12 protein-coding genes are annotated in these 14,932 nt (G+C 64.3%); 5 read left to right on the top strand and 7 right to left on the bottom strand.

Going from position 1 to position 14,932, the window contains the following annotated elements; genetic code table 11:
• Positions 1-384: 384 nt before the first annotated feature.
• Genes AC5P7I_RS02510 through AC5P7I_RS02500 form a run of 3 tightly spaced genes read left to right on the top strand, consistent with a single transcriptional unit; the run spans position 385 to position 3,025 of the window.
• Entirely contained in the window at positions 385-582 is a 198-nt protein-coding gene (locus AC5P7I_RS02510; RefSeq protein ID WP_005410967.1) for a zinc-finger domain-containing protein, read from the top strand.
• A gap of 15 nt (positions 583-597) precedes the next feature.
• Positions 598-1,713: a glycosyltransferase gene (locus AC5P7I_RS02505; RefSeq protein WP_014648352.1), complete on the top strand. Its 1,116-nt coding sequence runs from the start codon at positions 598-600 to the stop codon at positions 1,711-1,713.
• Positions 1,694-3,025 (top strand): O-antigen ligase family protein, encoded by a 1,332-nt coding sequence (locus tag AC5P7I_RS02500; protein ID WP_262088124.1) that lies wholly within the window; start codon positions 1,694-1,696, stop codon positions 3,023-3,025. The genes AC5P7I_RS02505 and AC5P7I_RS02500 overlap by 20 nt, the downstream gene beginning before the upstream one ends.
• 97 nt (positions 3,026-3,122) lie before the next feature.
• Here AC5P7I_RS02500 and AC5P7I_RS02495 read toward each other — a convergent pair whose 3' ends face one another.
• Positions 3,123-4,040, bottom strand: coding sequence for an LpxL/LpxP family Kdo(2)-lipid IV(A) lauroyl/palmitoleoyl acyltransferase (locus AC5P7I_RS02495; protein WP_014648350.1), 918 nt, complete (start codon positions 4,038-4,040; stop codon positions 3,123-3,125).
• A 60-nt stretch (positions 4,041-4,100) separates the two neighbouring features.
• Here AC5P7I_RS02495 and waaA point away from each other — a divergent pair, with 60 nt between their 5' ends.
• Positions 4,101-5,399, top strand: a complete 1,299-nt coding sequence (gene waaA / locus AC5P7I_RS02490; RefSeq protein WP_262088123.1) for a lipid IV(A) 3-deoxy-D-manno-octulosonic acid transferase — start codon at positions 4,101-4,103, stop codon at positions 5,397-5,399.
• Between the two features lie 223 nt (positions 5,400-5,622).
• On the top strand, positions 5,623-6,867 hold the full coding sequence (locus AC5P7I_RS02485; RefSeq protein ID WP_262088122.1) for an amino acid transporter: 1,245 nt from the start codon (positions 5,623-5,625) through the stop codon (positions 6,865-6,867).
• A 215-nt stretch (positions 6,868-7,082) separates the two neighbouring features.
• Here the strand turns inward: AC5P7I_RS02485 and gmtX are convergent, their stop codons facing one another.
• From gmtX to AC5P7I_RS02455, 6 genes are all read right to left on the bottom strand, one after another.
• Entirely contained in the window at positions 7,083-7,763 is a 681-nt protein-coding gene (gene gmtX / locus AC5P7I_RS02480; RefSeq protein WP_262088121.1) for a gamma-mobile-trio protein GmtX, read from the bottom strand.
• Positions 7,760-10,357, bottom strand: coding sequence for a gamma-mobile-trio integrase GmtZ (gene gmtZ / locus AC5P7I_RS02475; RefSeq protein ID WP_049417539.1), 2,598 nt, complete (start codon positions 10,355-10,357; stop codon positions 7,760-7,762). Before gmtZ ends, gmtX begins: the two co-directional genes overlap by 4 nt.
• 2 nt (positions 10,358-10,359) lie before the next feature.
• Complete coding sequence (gmtY, locus tag AC5P7I_RS02470; RefSeq protein ID WP_049417540.1) at positions 10,360-11,751, bottom strand: gamma-mobile-trio recombinase GmtY; 1,392 nt, start codon at positions 11,749-11,751, stop codon at positions 10,360-10,362.
• Between the two features lie 294 nt (positions 11,752-12,045).
• Positions 12,046-13,404 carry a TolC family outer membrane protein gene (locus tag AC5P7I_RS02465; RefSeq protein WP_014648347.1) on the bottom strand — a complete coding sequence of 453 codons (1,359 nt, stop codon included), beginning with the start codon at positions 13,402-13,404 and terminating at the stop codon, positions 12,046-12,048.
• 16 nt (positions 13,405-13,420) lie between these two features.
• The gene (locus tag AC5P7I_RS02460; protein WP_014648346.1) at positions 13,421-14,068 is read right to left on the bottom strand and encodes a protein-L-isoaspartate O-methyltransferase family protein; all 648 of its coding nucleotides are present in this window, start codon (positions 14,066-14,068) and stop codon (positions 13,421-13,423) included.
• Positions 14,069-14,204: 136 nt separating this feature from the next.
• Positions 14,205-14,885, bottom strand: coding sequence for a TetR/AcrR family transcriptional regulator (locus AC5P7I_RS02455; protein ID WP_069117902.1), 681 nt, complete (start codon positions 14,883-14,885; stop codon positions 14,205-14,207).
• Positions 14,886-14,932 lie beyond the last annotated feature (47 nt).

Raw genomic sequence — 14,932 nt, 5'->3', positions numbered from 1 at the left:
CCCGCATCGGCGGACACCACGGACAGCATCGCTCCGCCCGCCAGGCTGGCAGTGGAAGAGGCGATGCCGGTCCGGTGGGGGCGGGCCATGCGATCGGGTTGGATTGGGTGGGTCGGGGTGCGACCTGGCCCGATCCTGCAACAGCCGTCGCGCGCTGGCAAGTGCCATTTAGTTCGATCCAAATGCGGGAAATATCGCTGGAGTCGATTCTGGCGAGCGAACCTGCCGGAACGACCGCGAAATCCCCGGCGCCGCCGCCGCCCGGCGTGCGGCGGGGAGATGCGAGGCATCGGCGGGAGCGCGCAAAGGCCCGTTGTGGCGCAATGTCGGTGCGGCCCAGATGCTAGAATCACAGGCCTCGCAACCCGTTCACCGACATCCGCCATGAGCCATACCGCCACCGCGCCCGCCAACGCCGAGAAGCGCTACACCGTGCACCGCAGCGATCTGCCGTTGAGCTGCCCGACCCCGGAAATGGCGCTGTGGAACTCGCATCCGCGCGTGTACCTGCCGATCGAAGACGAGCCCAACGGTGAAGCGCAGTGCCCGTACTGCGGTTCCGTGTTCGTGCTGGCCGACTAAACGGCGGCCCCTTCGATGCGCCGATTGACCGTGGTGCAGTTGCTGCCGGCGCTGCACTCCGGCGGTGTCGAGCGCTCGACCCTGGAAATCGCTGCTGCCCTGGTCGCGGCCGGCCATCGTGCACTGGTGGTGTCCGCCGGTGGCCGCCTGGTGCAGCCGCTGCTGGACAGCGGTGCCGAGCACCTCACCCTGGACATCGGCCGCAAGTCGCTGCTGACCCTGCGCCATCTGCCGACCCTGCGCCGCCTGTTTGCCGAGGTCGGTGCGGACATCGTGCACGCCCGTTCGCGGCTGCCGGCCTGGCTGGGCCTGTACGCGATCCGCGCCATGCCCGCCGCACAGCGCCCGCACTGGGTGACCACCGTGCACGGGTTGAATTCGCCCAGCCGCTACAGTGCGGTGATGACCAGTGGCGAACGCGTGATCTGCGTGTCCAATACCGTGCGCGCCTTCGTGCAACGCCACTACCCGACGGTGCCGGAAGAAAAACTGCAGGTCATTCCCCGCGGTGTCGATGTCGGCCAGTTCCCACGCGTAGCACGTGCCGACCGTCGCCCGCGGCTGGCCCTGGCCGCCGATTATCCCTGGCTGGCGCAGGTTGATGGCCCGCTGCTGCTGTTGCCCGGGCGCGGTACCCGGCTGAAGGGCCACGCCCACGCGCTGCAGCTGCTGGCCGACGTGCGTGCCGCCGGCGTGCCTGCGCAGCTGTGGATGCTGGGTACCGAGGAACCCGGGCGTGAGGCCTACGTGGCCGATCTGCGCCGCCAGGCTGCGGCACTGGGCGTGGCCGAGGCCGTACAGATCAGCACGCCTACCGCACGCATCGCCCTGGCCTACGCCGCCAGCGATCTGGTGCTGCAGCTGTCGGACAAGCCGGAAGCCTTTGGCCGCACCGTGGTCGAGGCGCTGTCGGTCGGCCGCCCGGTGCTGGGCTGGGACCACGGTGGCGTCGGCGAACTGCTGCAGCAGCTGCAGCCCGGCGGCGCGGTGCCGCTCGGCGACGCGCGCGCGTTGGGTGAACGTGCGCTGGCCCTGCTGGCGCAGCCGCCATCCTTGCCGACCCGCATCCCGTTTACCCTGCAGGCCATGCAGCGCGATACCCTCCGCCTCTATGCCGATCTCGCCGGCTGACCCCGCTGCCATCGTGCGCGACGACCGCGCTGGGCGCTGGGCGCCCTGGTGGGTGCTGGCGTACGTGGCGATGTGGCCGTTGCCAGGCATCGCCGAAACCGTGCTCGGCCTTGGCGCGCTCTATGCTGCCGCGCGCATGGTCATGCGCCGGCTGCAGCGCCGCCCGCACCTGTTGAGCACGGCGGCGTGGGCCCTGACCTCGATCCTGTTCCTCGGCTACTGGCTGCCACAGGCGTTCTCGGCCATCGATGCGATCGATCCGGCGGCCTCGTGGACCAAGGCTGCCGCCGGACTGCGCTACCTGCCCTTCATGTGGCTGGTGGCGATCGCGGTAGCCACGCCGGAACGGCGGCGGCTGACCTTCGGTGGCCTGGCGCTGATCACCGGCGCGTGGACGCTGGACGCGTTGGTACAGGCGCTGGCCGGCACCAGCCCATGGTTCTGGTCGCTGCAGCACCTGAAGCTGGCCGTAAGTGGCCACGCGCTGTGCCCGGCCGACGAAGCCGCACTGGCCGACCGCCTCAGTGGCGCGCTCGGGCCCTGCAACCTGAAGTTCGGCCAGGTGCTGGCCAGCCTGTCACCCTTCCTGCTGCTGCCGATGGCGCGGCGTTTCGGCAGTGCGGGGTGGTTGCTGGCCGCCGCCGCAGTGGGATGCGTGCTGCTGCTGGCCGGTTCGCGCGCCTCGTGGATCACCTTTGTGCTGGTGCTGGGCTACAGCGGCCTGCGCCAGTTCGGCTGGAAGCGGCTGCTGCTGCTGGCCCTTGTGGCAGCGCTGGGTACGGCCGCACTGACAGCGGGCGTGCCGCAGCTGCGCGAGCGTGTTGCGCGCACGGCACAGGCATGGAACGAAGACGGGCAGGGCGTTGACGAGGCGCTTTCGGGGCGCGCGCGCATCTGGACGGCGGCGGTGTGCATGATCGAGGAACATCCGGTCAACGGTGTCGGTGCGCGCGGCTTCCGTGATGCGTATCCGGCCTGCGTGTCAGACGAGGGCCCCGCCGTGTGGGGCAATCAACCGGCATTGCACGCCCACCAGATCGTGCTGGAAATCCTGGCCGAGACCGGCGTGCTGGGCCTGCTGCTGTGGCTGGCGGCGGTGGCGCAGGCCTGGCGGGCCTGGCGCTATGCACCGCCGGCGGCGCGTGACCGCGCCCGCCCGGCGATGCTGGCGCTGGCGGTTACCGTGTTCCCGCTCAATACGCACCTGGCGTTCTATTCTGCGTTCTGGGGCGGCCTGACCGTGCTGCTGGCGGCCCTGTTCGCCGGCAGTCTGCTGGCCCGCGAATCGGACGAATCTCCGCCGATGCAGTAGTTGCCAACCTTGGTGGGCTCCCCGGGACCGGCCTCGGTTCATCCGGCGCCAACCAAGGTTGGCGCCACGAGGACGCCGGTCCTTCCACCGCATCCGGTTATTTGTAGAAATCACTCCGGCCGCCGGGCTGGCGCTTGAAGCGGCGGTGGATCCACAGGTACTGGTCGGGGGCTTCGCGCACCATCTCTTCGATGGCCTGGTTGACCCGCGTGGTATCGGCTTCCACGTCCTCACTGGGGAAATTCTCCAGCGGTGCGCCGATCTTCAGCACGTACTTCCCGCCTTCGCGGCGGTGGAAGTACGGGATCACTGCACAACCGGTCATCCTTGCCAGCTGGTGGGTGGCGGTGATGGTCGAAGCGGTGTGGCCGAAGAACGGCACGAACACGGTGTCCTTGCCACGCATGTCCTGGTCCGGCGCGTACCAGAGGAAGCCGCCCTTCTTCAGGTGGCGCACGGTCGCGCGGATGTCCTCGTTGGCGAACATCGCCTTGGCATAGCGCAGGCGGCCGAACTTCACCGCCCACTCGTACACCGGGTTCTTGTGCTTGCGGTACATGCCGGACAGGTCGACGTAGTCGCACAGCAGGCGTCCGCACATTTCCAGGGTCATGAAGTGGCCGGAGACCAGCAGCACGCCGCGGCCTTCAGCCTCCATCTGCCGCAGGTGTTCCAGGCCTTCGATCCGTACCTGCGGGCGGATGCGGTCGATGCTGCCCCACCAGGCGCGGATGCACTCGAACACGCCCACGCCCAGCGCATCGAAACTGTCGCGCACCAGGCGCTGGCGCCAGGCTTCGTCCTTCTCGGGGAAGCACAGCTGCAGGTTGACTTCGGCGGCGCGGCGGCGGCTGCCGAGCAGGCGCCAGGTGATCCAGCCGACGCCCCGGCCCAGCGCGCGCTGCAGCATCCACGGCAGGCGGGCGATGGCGAAGGCGCCGAACATGGCGGCGAACATCGGCCAGTTGCGCGGATCGCGCAGCGATGGGCGGACGGCGGTGGAGGCATCTGACATGGGGCCATTCTACCAAGGCGGCCGCGTGTCTTTCCCCGGGGGCTCCCGTATCCTTGCCGCATGCGCAAAGACCCTGTCGAATGGATCCTGCGCGGCCTGTATTCGGTCGTGCTCTACATCCTGCTGCCGATCACCGTGTACCACCTGGTCTGGCGCGGTTTCCGGGTTCGTGAATACTTCCGGCGCTGGGATGAACGCTATGCCTCCTATCCGCAGCCGACCGGGCAGCCGCGGGTCTGGCTGCACGCGGTCTCGGTGGGCGAGGTCAATGCCGCCGCGCCGCTGGTCAATGCCCTGCGCCAGCAGCGCCCGGACATCCGCTGGGTGATCACCACCATCACCCCGACCGGCTCCGAGCGCGTACGCGCGCTGTGGGGCGACGCCCTGGACCATGTCTACCTGCCGTACGACGTGCCGGGCAGCGTCAACCGTTTCCTCGGCCATTTCCAGCCCAGCCTGGCGCTGATCCTGGAAACCGAGCTGTGGCCGAACATGCTGTTCGGCTGCCGTGACCGCGGCATTCCGGTGTACATCCTCAACGCCCGGTTGTCGGCGCGTTCGCTGCGCGGCTACCGGTTGCTGGCGGCACTGATCCGCCGCGCGCTGCGCACCGTCACCTGCGTGGCCGCGCAGTCGCAGGACGATGCCGAGCGCTTCGTGCAGCTGGGGGCGGATCCCGGCCAGGTGCAGGCGCTGGGCAACCTGAAATTCGACATCGCCACGCCGGATGTGCAGGGTTTCGTCGAACAGTTCCACGCGCGGGTACCGGCCGCTCGTCCGGTATGGATCGCCGCCAGTACCCATGATGGCGAGGAGCAGGCGGTGATCGACCTGCACCGGCGCCTGCGCCAGCGGCATCCGGAGCTGCTGCTGCTGTGGGCACCGCGACATCCCGAGCGTTTCCCGAAGGTGGAAGCGCTGGCGCGCGAACAGGGCTGGAGCGTGGCGACCCGCCGCGTGGACCAGTGGCCACAGGCGGCCACCGACGTGTTCGTCATCGACACCCTTGGCGAGCTGATGCCGTTCTATGCCTGCGCCCAGGTCGCCTTCGTCGGCGGCAGCCTGCAGGCCATCGGTGGTCACAACCTGCTGGAGCCGGCCGCGATGGGAACGGCGGCGGTGACCGGCCCGCACCTGCACAACTTCGCGGAAATTTCCCGGCGCATGCGCGAGGCCGGGGCGCTGCTGATCGGCGAGGACGCGCAGGCGGTGGGCGATCTGCTGCAGCACCTGCTCGACGATGCCCAGGCCCGCGAAGACATGGCGCGGGCGGGATGCACGCTGGTCAGCAATGGCCGCGGCGCGCTGCAACGCACGCTTGCCCTGGTGGCGCCGCACCTGCCACCACCGCGCGAGTGATCGCGGCAGCGCGGAGTCAGCGGCGCTGACGAGCATTGTCGTGATCAACTTCATCAATTCTGCTTAGCGACGATTTTTCTGTCGTTGCTGGACCGACCCTGCCGCTGGCAGCGTGCCTGCCATCACATCGTTGCGCACATTCCACCGATTCTGATTCCGCAGGACGACGCAGGCTGCCAGCCTGCTGTCGACCGCGCTTGGGCGGATATCAAGGGAACTTGCGATGGACGGCGACAGGGGCGGGGACGGCACGGGTGGGGCCGGACTGGGGACGGACCATCTGGCGGTGGTGGCGTTGACACTGTTGGTGGGCGGCAGCGTGATCGCACTGGTGGGCCAGCACACGGCGGCACAGGCAGGCCCCGCCATCGTGCTCAGCCTGTTGCTGGCTGCACTGGGGGCCGGCCTGGTGCTGTGCTGCCTGCAGGATCTGGTGCTGCGGTTGCCGGCGGGCGAGGGCCTGCACGGGCTGCTGGCTGCCAGCTGGGGGCCGCGGGTGGCGGGCGTGTTGGGCATGGCCCTGCTGCTGGAGCTGGTGGCGACCACGGCGGGCGTGGCGCAGTCCATGGCCCTCCATCTGCACGCGGTGCTGGCCGCCGAAGGCCTCCAGCCCTGCGACTGGCTGCCGGAACAGGTCACGGCGGCGGTGGGCCTGCTGATGCTGGGCGCGCTGGCATTGCTGCCGCCACGGCGTGTGGTGCTGGTGGCCTGCGCCCTGTTGACGGTGAAGATCGGTGCGGGGGTGTTGCTGCTGGCGCTGGCGGCACGTCATGTGCATTACGCGCACTGGATCCCCTGGCTGCCACCGGCGACCGCGCCGTATCGCTTCGGGCTGGGCGGGGTGCTGGCGGCTGCGGTGCCGCTGCTGGGGGTATTTGCCAGCGTCGGCTTGGCACTGGGCTTTCCTGCGTTGCGCCGCCAGGGCGCGATGTGGCAACCGGCAGTGCTGGCGCTGGTCTCGTTGCTGGCGATGCTGCTGCTGATCGTGCTGGCAGCACTGCAGGCAGGGCTGGTCGAGTTTTCCGCGCTGGCCAGTCCCCGGCCACTGTCGGTGGCGCTGCAGATGCATCCGCAATTGGAGTGGATGCTGCCGTTGTTGCCGCTGGCGGGGGCTACGGGCCTGGCCGCCCTGCAGCTGGTGCTGCTGATGCTGGCCTTGCGGCTGGCAACATCGCTGTGGCCAGGGGCGGGTGATGCAGTGGGACGCTCCCGCGGTGTGATCGTGGCGGCGGTCGGACTGCCGGCGGTGATGCTGGTGCTGTGGCTGCCGTTGGGCACCCTGCCGGCGCTGCCGGGTCCGGCAACCCTGCTGGTGATGGCGGCGCTGTGCCTGGCGGTGCTGCGGCGGCGGAATGACATGAGGCAGGGCGCAACCGGTCGCGAACTGGTGCTGCCGATGCTGGCGCCCTTGGCGGCCGCGCTGTGCGTCCTTGCGGCGTTGGAACGCCTGCGGGCATGGCCGGGCTGAGGGTTCGCGGGGCCACGCAACGGGTAGCTGCGGGCGGATGCACCGCCTGCAAAAAAGCCACCTCTCGCGACTCATACCCTAAATGTACATAGGATGCATGGGTGGCTTCCTATGTCACTGATACGTATACGGATGTACTCGATTGCATTGCTATGTATAGATGCATAGCAATGCATCGTACGGTGGAGGCGCCGACGGTGACGTCGGCGCTTTTTCTATCGGCCTTTGGTGATCGAATCTCCAAGAATCTTGCGGATCGCTCTTGCAAAGCCAACCTCAAGCACGACCCGTCCCCGTTCGTTGATGATTTCTCCGTGAGTTCCTTCCTTCAGGCCCCGCTCTTGCAGGTAGTCTGGTGATATCGCTTTCCTGAGTGCCTCGCGTTCTGATGGTGTGAACTGCTCAGACAGCGTGAATACAGCCAGAGGCGGTGCTACGCCAGTCGCCGAGATCGTGGCGCCCAGGGGGCGGCGATCAACTGTCACTTGCGTGTGGGCCTTCAGCAAATTGAGCTGCGATTTGAGCCTGTCACGTTCGGCGATGATGCCCTGAATGATGGATCGAATAGCCGGATCTTCGATACGCATCAGATATTCATCACTCGCCAAGACCTTCTTGACTCTCGGTAGAGGCGGGCCAGCGTAGGCCGCCCAAGCCTCAATGAGCGACCGGTAGTCGGCGGATGCTGCGTTATAGAGTGCTCGACCTTTTAGCACTCCTTCGGCCTCTGCCAAGCGGCCAATGGTTGAAATCGAGAAGTCTCGCGAGCCGGTGGCGTGCTGATTACTACAGATCTCATGCATCCTAGCCAGATTCGCCTGCCGATTTGAACGCCCTCCTTTTGCCAGCAGTGCGGCAAGCACAGCGTCGGGGTGCACATTCGTTGTGTCGGTCATGCTTTCACTTCTTCCAGAAGAACCCGGTCGACAGGGATTCCTTGCGCCGGATGTTGAGATACAGACAGCAGATGCGAGAGATCGACGTCGAAGTGCTGGCTGAGACGCACACCGGCGTCCATCAAACGGATCACTTCTCGTTGGCCGAGTATTGGATTGGTTGGATCCATCTGCTGAGATAGATGCCGCATGAACGCATTGCCCGCCAGTAGCTGCTCTTGTTCGCTGAGCGTCATGAACAAGGGCGGTCGGCCATCGTTGTAGAGCACGGCATCGAGAAGCTGACTTCGGCGGAATACCGCCTTTCCTGGGTCAAGATCCGGATACATCTCAACGCTATCGCATATGCCCGTCAGCTGTAGGAGTTCTGACTCTGTCTCCTCGAAGACAGCCTGTACATCAACCATTTCGCCAGCGGCAATCAACTGCGTACCGCCTTCTTGCGAATCGCCGAGGGCCAACTTGCAGCGTTCAATTAGACGCCAGCAAGCCACCAGGTCTTCTGCCAGATCACTGAAGCGCTTCATGGCGCTTTCCCACACCCGCTCTGCCTGTCGGTGTGCGTTCAACGCAACAAAGGGATGCCCGCTGTCCTCAGCGTCAGCCTTCTGCCTTTTGATATTCTGAAGTTCTTCTTCGCGCGTGAGGCAAGTGTTGCGCGCTTCGTCAAAGTGATAGGCGAGTGTGTTGAAGTGCGCGGCAAGCGCTGGGAGGTGATGTGGCTCGGTCACAAACCAGCGGCAGCGTACGCAGTTGCGACTGCCGCCGGGGACAGGTCCGTACTTTTGAGACGTTGCTGATCCCAAGTATGCCCCTCCGTTGTAACAGCCACCTATCGCACTATTGCCCTCATTCTCACTGGTATTGCCTCCAACCAGGCACAACCCATGGTGCATTGGCATCCAGCCCACTGGATTGCGTACGGAGGGATGTTGAGGGATGGCCACGGCGAGGCTAGGGACGCTATTGCAGACCGCCTTTTGAAGCAATTCTTCGTGAGCCGTATCGAGAAGGAAATTCTGAATGCTGACTTCCTTTCCTGCCTCAAGCCGTTCCGCAGCGCTATGCAACAACTTGCGAACATGGGTCGGCCCCGGCTTTGTATAGTAGAGGGTCATCAGCAGCCGACTGTGACCGACGAGCTTCTGCAGAACGGGGAACGGAACTTGTCCTTCTAAGGCCAGTGCGGTGATGAGCGAAACGCGTAGGCTATGAAGCGGAAAGAGAGTGGTCAGCCCGCAATTTTGTTCCTCCACAGGCGGAAGGAATTGAATTGGCGCACCGTTAGAGTGAGTCTCGCCTCGCTCAGCAATGCGGATTTGCAGTGCTGACAGGAGGCGGAACCAGCAGCCCTCAAGCTGGCCGGCGCGCTGCAGAGGTAGATTGGAGGATCCATCGCATTCCTCCGGCAATCTAAACAAGAAGCAGGCATCCGGATAACTACTTAGCTGTATCTCGCTTTTTGCTTGGACGTGACGTGCGTCGAGCTCTCCCCAGGCTGTTCGCCTCGAGACAGGATTGTACTTTTCCTGCCAGTTACGCATCTTCTCTAGCCAATAGAAGACGTCTTGATGGATCGGCCCACCTGCGCACCACGGCATTAGGTAGCCTTTGTCCTCACCAGCCTTCGCCATGTCAGCAGTCTTATTGGTGTTGATGTAGAGCACCGCCCCGGAGGACTCACTCTCACCTAGCTGCTGGCTACGTCGAAATACGCCTAGCTGGACGGGGCGTCGCTCACTTCCCCCAGCGAGGGGACTGGGATTCAACGTCCAAGAACCTGCTTCAAAGCGCCAAGTGTCGGCTTCGCCGGAATCAAGGAATCGTACCTGGTGAGTACGCAGTGGCAGGATTAGCTTTACGAGTAGCGCAACCCAGCGCACCGGGCTCCACATCTCCAGAACCTGTCCGCCACGATATCCCGACTTGAGTTTGCGGATACGCCATACGCAATCTGGGTCTGTTCGATCTATTTGCGCCTCTGTTACCTCAAACCAGTCAGGAGCAGTTCTACCGCGCGTACCAGCTTTCGCCCCCAGTGCCTGCTGCGCCCATTGCCAATCGCGGAAGTGTGGTCCAGCAGCAAGAATCTGGCGAAGTTCGTCGATGTATCCATAGGGCAGCGGCGAATGAACACTCTCATCACGCCTGGGTAGACCCTCTCTGGACATACGAGGGACGGGATTGTGAAACGCCGGGGATACAACCAACTGGCCGTTGTCAGTCTCCTCGCTGAACTCCTTTAGCAGCACGTATTGAAGGAAGGAATTGATGTGATTGTTGTTCTTGATGCCGTCAAAAGAGTTCGGACAAGCAGTGAGATAGAAGTTGGGCACGCTCGTGCTACGAGCGAGGAACACGCTAGGTTCGTGGGGCAACCCCTGTCGCGCAATGAAGCGATCGAAGAAGGCTGATAAGGCTCTCAGCCTGCTGGGCAGCCCCCGAGTCTCGCCTTTCAGCCATTCAACTGCCAAGATTCGCCAAGCAGTTAGGTGCGGATGCTCACGATCGAGCCATCCAAGAGATGTGTCCTGCTCGCGTCCTGCCCCCTTCTTCTTGAGGTGTGCATTCGCCCCTTTATTGATCTCAGTCATCCTTAAATTCCAGAACTCAGATTTATGTCAATCACATTGGCCGTGCTGAGTCCCCTATCTCGCATTCGTTGTGCGGCCGCCTCAAGTGCCATCAGCGCTTCACGGGTACTCGGCTGTGTATAGACCTCTTGGCTTGCTTCAGAGGAGTGGTGCATGAAGCGGCGTATATGCGCTTTTTCAACACCTGCGGTACGCAGCCGGAGGCCGTAGGCATGTCGGTGGCCGTGAGGTGTAGTACCTAATGCCTTGCCCACAGTGAGCCCGATACGCTCGCAGGCGGCCGCATGTGCCTTGTTGTACTGGGTCAGCGTGTACATGGCACCCACGGGCTGGCGGATCAGGTTGATAAAGGCGAATGGGTGGTTGCGATCAATGCGAGCGACCTGTTCCAGATAGCGGTGCCACAACTGCAGGAACCATTCGCCATACTCGGGCACAAACCAGTACGCCTGCTTGTAGTAGGCCTGGTCATGCATGCCGCCCTTCCATCCCGCATGGCGCCGATCCATGACCAAGGTGCGAGGCGCCAAGCCGAATTGTTGGGAAAGGTATTCAGCGCGGGTACCTTTACGCACCCTTCCGCGTTCGTCACGCCAGTCACTAGGAGCAGAGCCGTGGCTCGGATGGTGGATGAGCACTTTTGCCCCCTCTAGGTTGCCCGGGTCTGGAAAAACGTCCGAAATGTAGAGGTGGAAGGGTTCCGACTCGCGGAAGCCTGCGCCGTGCAACAGCAAGGTAATGAGCATGCCGCGGTAGTCCTGGCGTCTACCTGCACGAAATCCTCTCGTTAACAATTCCTCGAATCGCTCTTCGGGAAAGGCGGGAGGCTCCCCGCTCTGCACCTTCGGCAGGCGTTGGCTTCGGACACGATGTCCAGTTTCGGTTGGATGTGCATTTGCTGCCCAGGTGTGACCTAAGAACGCTTTGCTGCGGCGGAACTGATAAGCAGCCTCATCTATCTGTCGATCGAAGGCCCCACCTTGATATCGCGGGTTCAGCCGAGCAGCTTCAGGTCGTATCTCGCTTAACCACGCAAAGAAGTCCGTCAAGTGGGTAACGATGTTCGCGGCATCCTGCGGTGCGCGTGGAGCCCAACAAAGACCGCTCGGATCGAGCCCCGTTTTTCGGTCGAAGGTGCCTGTATACAGCCGCTGCGCAAAGTTCTGGAACAAACGATAGGTGTCACGCTCGGCAGGGTTGGAGAGCAGGTACTCCAGGAACAGCCGTACAGAACGGGTGACTTTCGACATCCACGTCAGGCTACGGTCATGGCTACGGTGCAAGCAATAGTCAAGAAGTGGCTCCAGCACCCCTGCAGGAGTTAGCAGTGCGGGCAACTCAGAATAGGCCCCTGTGGCATCTGTATAGATGCGGGCCTTCACGGTCACGAACATAGACCTACGCCATCTGACCGCGCATCCAGTAGATCGCGCTCAGGGACTGATGGAGATCAGGATGCCTGGCTACATCCAACGGCAAGTTGTCGACAGTCATTGGAGCATCTGAACAGGCGCCACAGTCACATACCATGTAATTTTAGGGGAGAAGTTCATGGGGCGCTAGGCGTAAAAAAGCCCCTACGAGAGGGGCTCTGGGGTGTTTCCAGGGGCTAATCCACCCCAACTATGTATCTTTAGCTGGGGGGAATAACTTGCGGGTGGCTTCTTTGTTGCCGGCAGGGCGACGGATCAGTGCGTGGTCGTTGCCGGATTGCCCGCGTCCTGGGTCAGCAGGCGGTTGACGTCCTGCAGCTCTGCCACGTCCAGCGCACCCAGCGACTGGCTCAGCAGCAGGCGGTTCTGCAGGAAGGTGTAGCGGGCCTGGGCGTAGTCCAGCTGCGCCGAGAACAGGATGCGCTGGTTCTGGATCACGTCCAGCACGGTACGGGTACCGACTTCCAGGCCGACCTGCGAGGCGTCGTACGCGCTCTGTGCCGAGACCACGGCCAGGCGACGGGCCTCCACTTCGCTGATGCCCTGTACCAGGGTCTGGTAGGCATTGCGGGTGTTGCGGTCCAGGGCGCGCTTCTGCTGCTCGTAGCCGTCCTGGGCGATGTCACGCTGGGCCAGCGCCTGGCGTACGCCGGACTGGGTGGCACCACCGGAGAAGATCGGCACGCTCAGGGTCAGGCCGATGCTGTTGGTGCGGGCGTCCGGCGACAGCGAACCGGAACCAGTGCTGTCACCCCAGGTCGCGCTCTTGCCCCAGCTACCGCCCAGCGACAGGGTCGGGTAATGGCCGCCACGGGCGGCCTGCACGCCAGCCTCGGCGGCGCTGACCTTCAGTTCCTGCGCCTTCAGCGCCGGATTCTGGGTGGTGGCCTGCTGCACCAGCTCATCGATGTTGCCACGGTTGGCCGGCACTTCCGGGCGGAAGTCGGCCGGCAGCCCACGCAGGTTGGTCACCGGCTGGCCGGTCAGTTCGGTCAGGGCCTGGTAGTTATCGGCCAGGGTGTTCTGCGCAACGATGGTGTTGGCACGCGCCTGGTCGTACTGGGCGCGTGCTTCGTGCACGTCGGTGATCGGCGCCAGGCCCACTTCCAGGCGCTTGTCGGCGAAGTCGAACTGCTTCTTCGCGGCCGCTTCATTGGTCTGTGCGGCATTCAGCGATTCGATCGCCACCAGCACGTTGAAGTAGGCCGCCGAGGTGCGAACGATCAGGCTGTCGTTGGCCGAATCGAGGGTGAAGTCCGCCGCCTTGCTCAGCTCGCGCTGCGAACGCAGGTTGTTGATCTGGGTCCAGTTGAACAGCGTCTGGCTGCCGTCGATCGTGTAGGTGCGGCGCTTGTTGGTGAACGAGCCGGAGTTGGCGTCGGCGTTCGGCTCACTGCGCGTGCGGTTCAGCTGGGCCTGGCCGTTGATCTGCGGCAGCAGGGCGGCGCGCGCCTGCACGGCGCCTTCCTTGTCATACAGCCGGGTCGATTCGGCGGCGGACAGCTGCGGATCGCCATTGCGCGCCATTTCGTAGACCTGCAGCAGGTCGGCGGCATGGGCGGACAACGGCAGCAGGGCAGTGGCCAGCGCAACAGCGAGGGATCGGCGGATCATTGCGGCTTCCTTGGACTCAGAGGTGGAACTGGGGGGCCGGGGCGGCACCACGCAGGTAATCGATATCGGTCTCGAACAGGGACTCGCTGCTGCCGTCGGCCTTGACCAGCAGGGCCTCCATCGCCGGCGAGCGGCCGTGGATCACGAACAGGCGACCACCCGGACGCAGCCACGAGGCGAACTGTGACGGCACCACGTCGACCGCACCAGTGACACAGATCACGTCAAAGCGGCGTTCGGTCTGCCAGGACAGGGCGTCGGCCACTTCCACGCGGACGTTGGTGCCCAGGCCGGACGCGTCCAGGCGGGCGCGCGCGGCGGCGGCCAACTCCGGGTCGATTTCCAGGCTCAGCACGTCGCGCGCCAGCGCGCCGATGCAGGCCGACAGGAAGCCGCTGCCGGTGCCGATTTCCAGCACTTCGTCACCCGGCTGCAGGTCCAGCGCCTGCAGGGTACGGCCCTCGATGACCGGCTTCATCATCTTCTGGCCATGGCCGATCGGCAGTTCGACATCGGCGTAGGCCAGTGCCCGGTGTGCATCGGCGACAAAAGCCTCGCGCGGCAGGCGGGCCAGGACGTCGAGCACCTTGATGTCCAGCACGTCCCAGGGACGGATCTGCTGTTCCACCATCAGTTCGCGGGCGTGGGCGTAATCAATCGTCATGAGGTTCAAATCCAGCGCAGTGGGCCGGCCATTTTACCGGTGCCGGAGGCCGGCGGCGCGCCCAGAGCATCAGCTGCCGGGTGGCCGGGGTCGCAGTGCCGGAAGTCATCGCGACCTCCGGTTCGTTCAGTTTTGGTTATTCAGCCGTCCCGACCCCTCGCGGCGCATAGGCGCGCAGGAAGAAGTCGATGCTGGCAGTCACGTGGGCAAGAGGGTCGCATTCCACCGGTGACAGTGGCATGCCGCACATCATATGCATGTGCACTTCACCCTTGACCAGGGTCAGGAACTGCTCGCCAGCCAGCGAATAGTCGGTGATTTCCAGCTCGCCGCGCTCGGCGCGTGCCCGCAGGAAGTCAGCCAGGGCCTCGCAGGTACGTTCCGGTCCTGCCTTCCAGAACAGCTCGCGCAGGCGTTCGTCGGTCTCCGGCGCCATCATCATGCGCTGGATCGAGATCGCCGCATCGGACGTGATCAGTTCGAAGAAGGCCAGACCGATGCCGATCAGCTGGTCGCGCAGCGGGCCGTCCGCGTCGGCCACGAACAGGGCATCGGGCAGCATTTCAATGCACTTCGACTGCACGGCCTCGGAGAACAGGGTCTCCTTGTCGCCGAAGTGGCTGTACACAGTCAACTTCGAGACGCCGGCCTGAGCGGCGATGGTGTCCATGCTCACGCCGGTATAGCCCTGTTCGATGAACAGTGTCTTGGCTGCTTCAAGGATCGCCGCGCGCTTGCCGAGGTCCTTGGGGCGCCCGGGTCCGGCGGCCTTGGCAGCGGGCTTGGCCGACGGCTTGCGGGAAGTGTGAGAACTCATCACCACAATACTAGACCAAGCGGTTCGATATTTATACTATACCGGCC

The organism is Stenotrophomonas sp. YJH_SMC_138 (assembly GCF_059369855.1).
This window is presented reverse-complemented; position numbering and strand designations above follow the sequence as displayed.

Coding starts and splice junctions, on each gene's coding strand:
- AC5P7I_RS02510 (WP_005410967.1), top strand. CDS start 385: ATGAGCCATACCGCCACCGCGCCCGCCAACGCCGAGAAGCGCTACACC.
- AC5P7I_RS02505 (WP_014648352.1), top strand. CDS start 598: ATGCGCCGATTGACCGTGGTGCAGTTGCTGCCGGCGCTGCACTCCGGC.
- AC5P7I_RS02500 (WP_262088124.1), top strand. CDS start 1,694: ATGCCGATCTCGCCGGCTGACCCCGCTGCCATCGTGCGCGACGACCGC.
- AC5P7I_RS02495 (WP_014648350.1), bottom strand. CDS start 4,040: ATGTCAGATGCCTCCACCGCCGTCCGCCCATCGCTGCGCGATCCGCGC.
- waaA (WP_262088123.1), top strand. CDS start 4,101: ATGCGCAAAGACCCTGTCGAATGGATCCTGCGCGGCCTGTATTCGGTC.
- AC5P7I_RS02485 (WP_262088122.1), top strand. CDS start 5,623: ATGGACGGCGACAGGGGCGGGGACGGCACGGGTGGGGCCGGACTGGGG.
- gmtX (WP_262088121.1), bottom strand. CDS start 7,763: ATGACCGACACAACGAATGTGCACCCCGACGCTGTGCTTGCCGCACTG.
- gmtZ (WP_049417539.1), bottom strand. CDS start 10,357: ATGACTGAGATCAATAAAGGGGCGAATGCACACCTCAAGAAGAAGGGG.
- gmtY (WP_049417540.1), bottom strand. CDS start 11,751: ATGTTCGTGACCGTGAAGGCCCGCATCTATACAGATGCCACAGGGGCC.
- AC5P7I_RS02465 (WP_014648347.1), bottom strand. CDS start 13,404: ATGATCCGCCGATCCCTCGCTGTTGCGCTGGCCACTGCCCTGCTGCCG.
- AC5P7I_RS02460 (WP_014648346.1), bottom strand. CDS start 14,068: ATGACGATTGATTACGCCCACGCCCGCGAACTGATGGTGGAACAGCAG.
- AC5P7I_RS02455 (WP_069117902.1), bottom strand. CDS start 14,885: ATGAGTTCTCACACTTCCCGCAAGCCGTCGGCCAAGCCCGCTGCCAAG.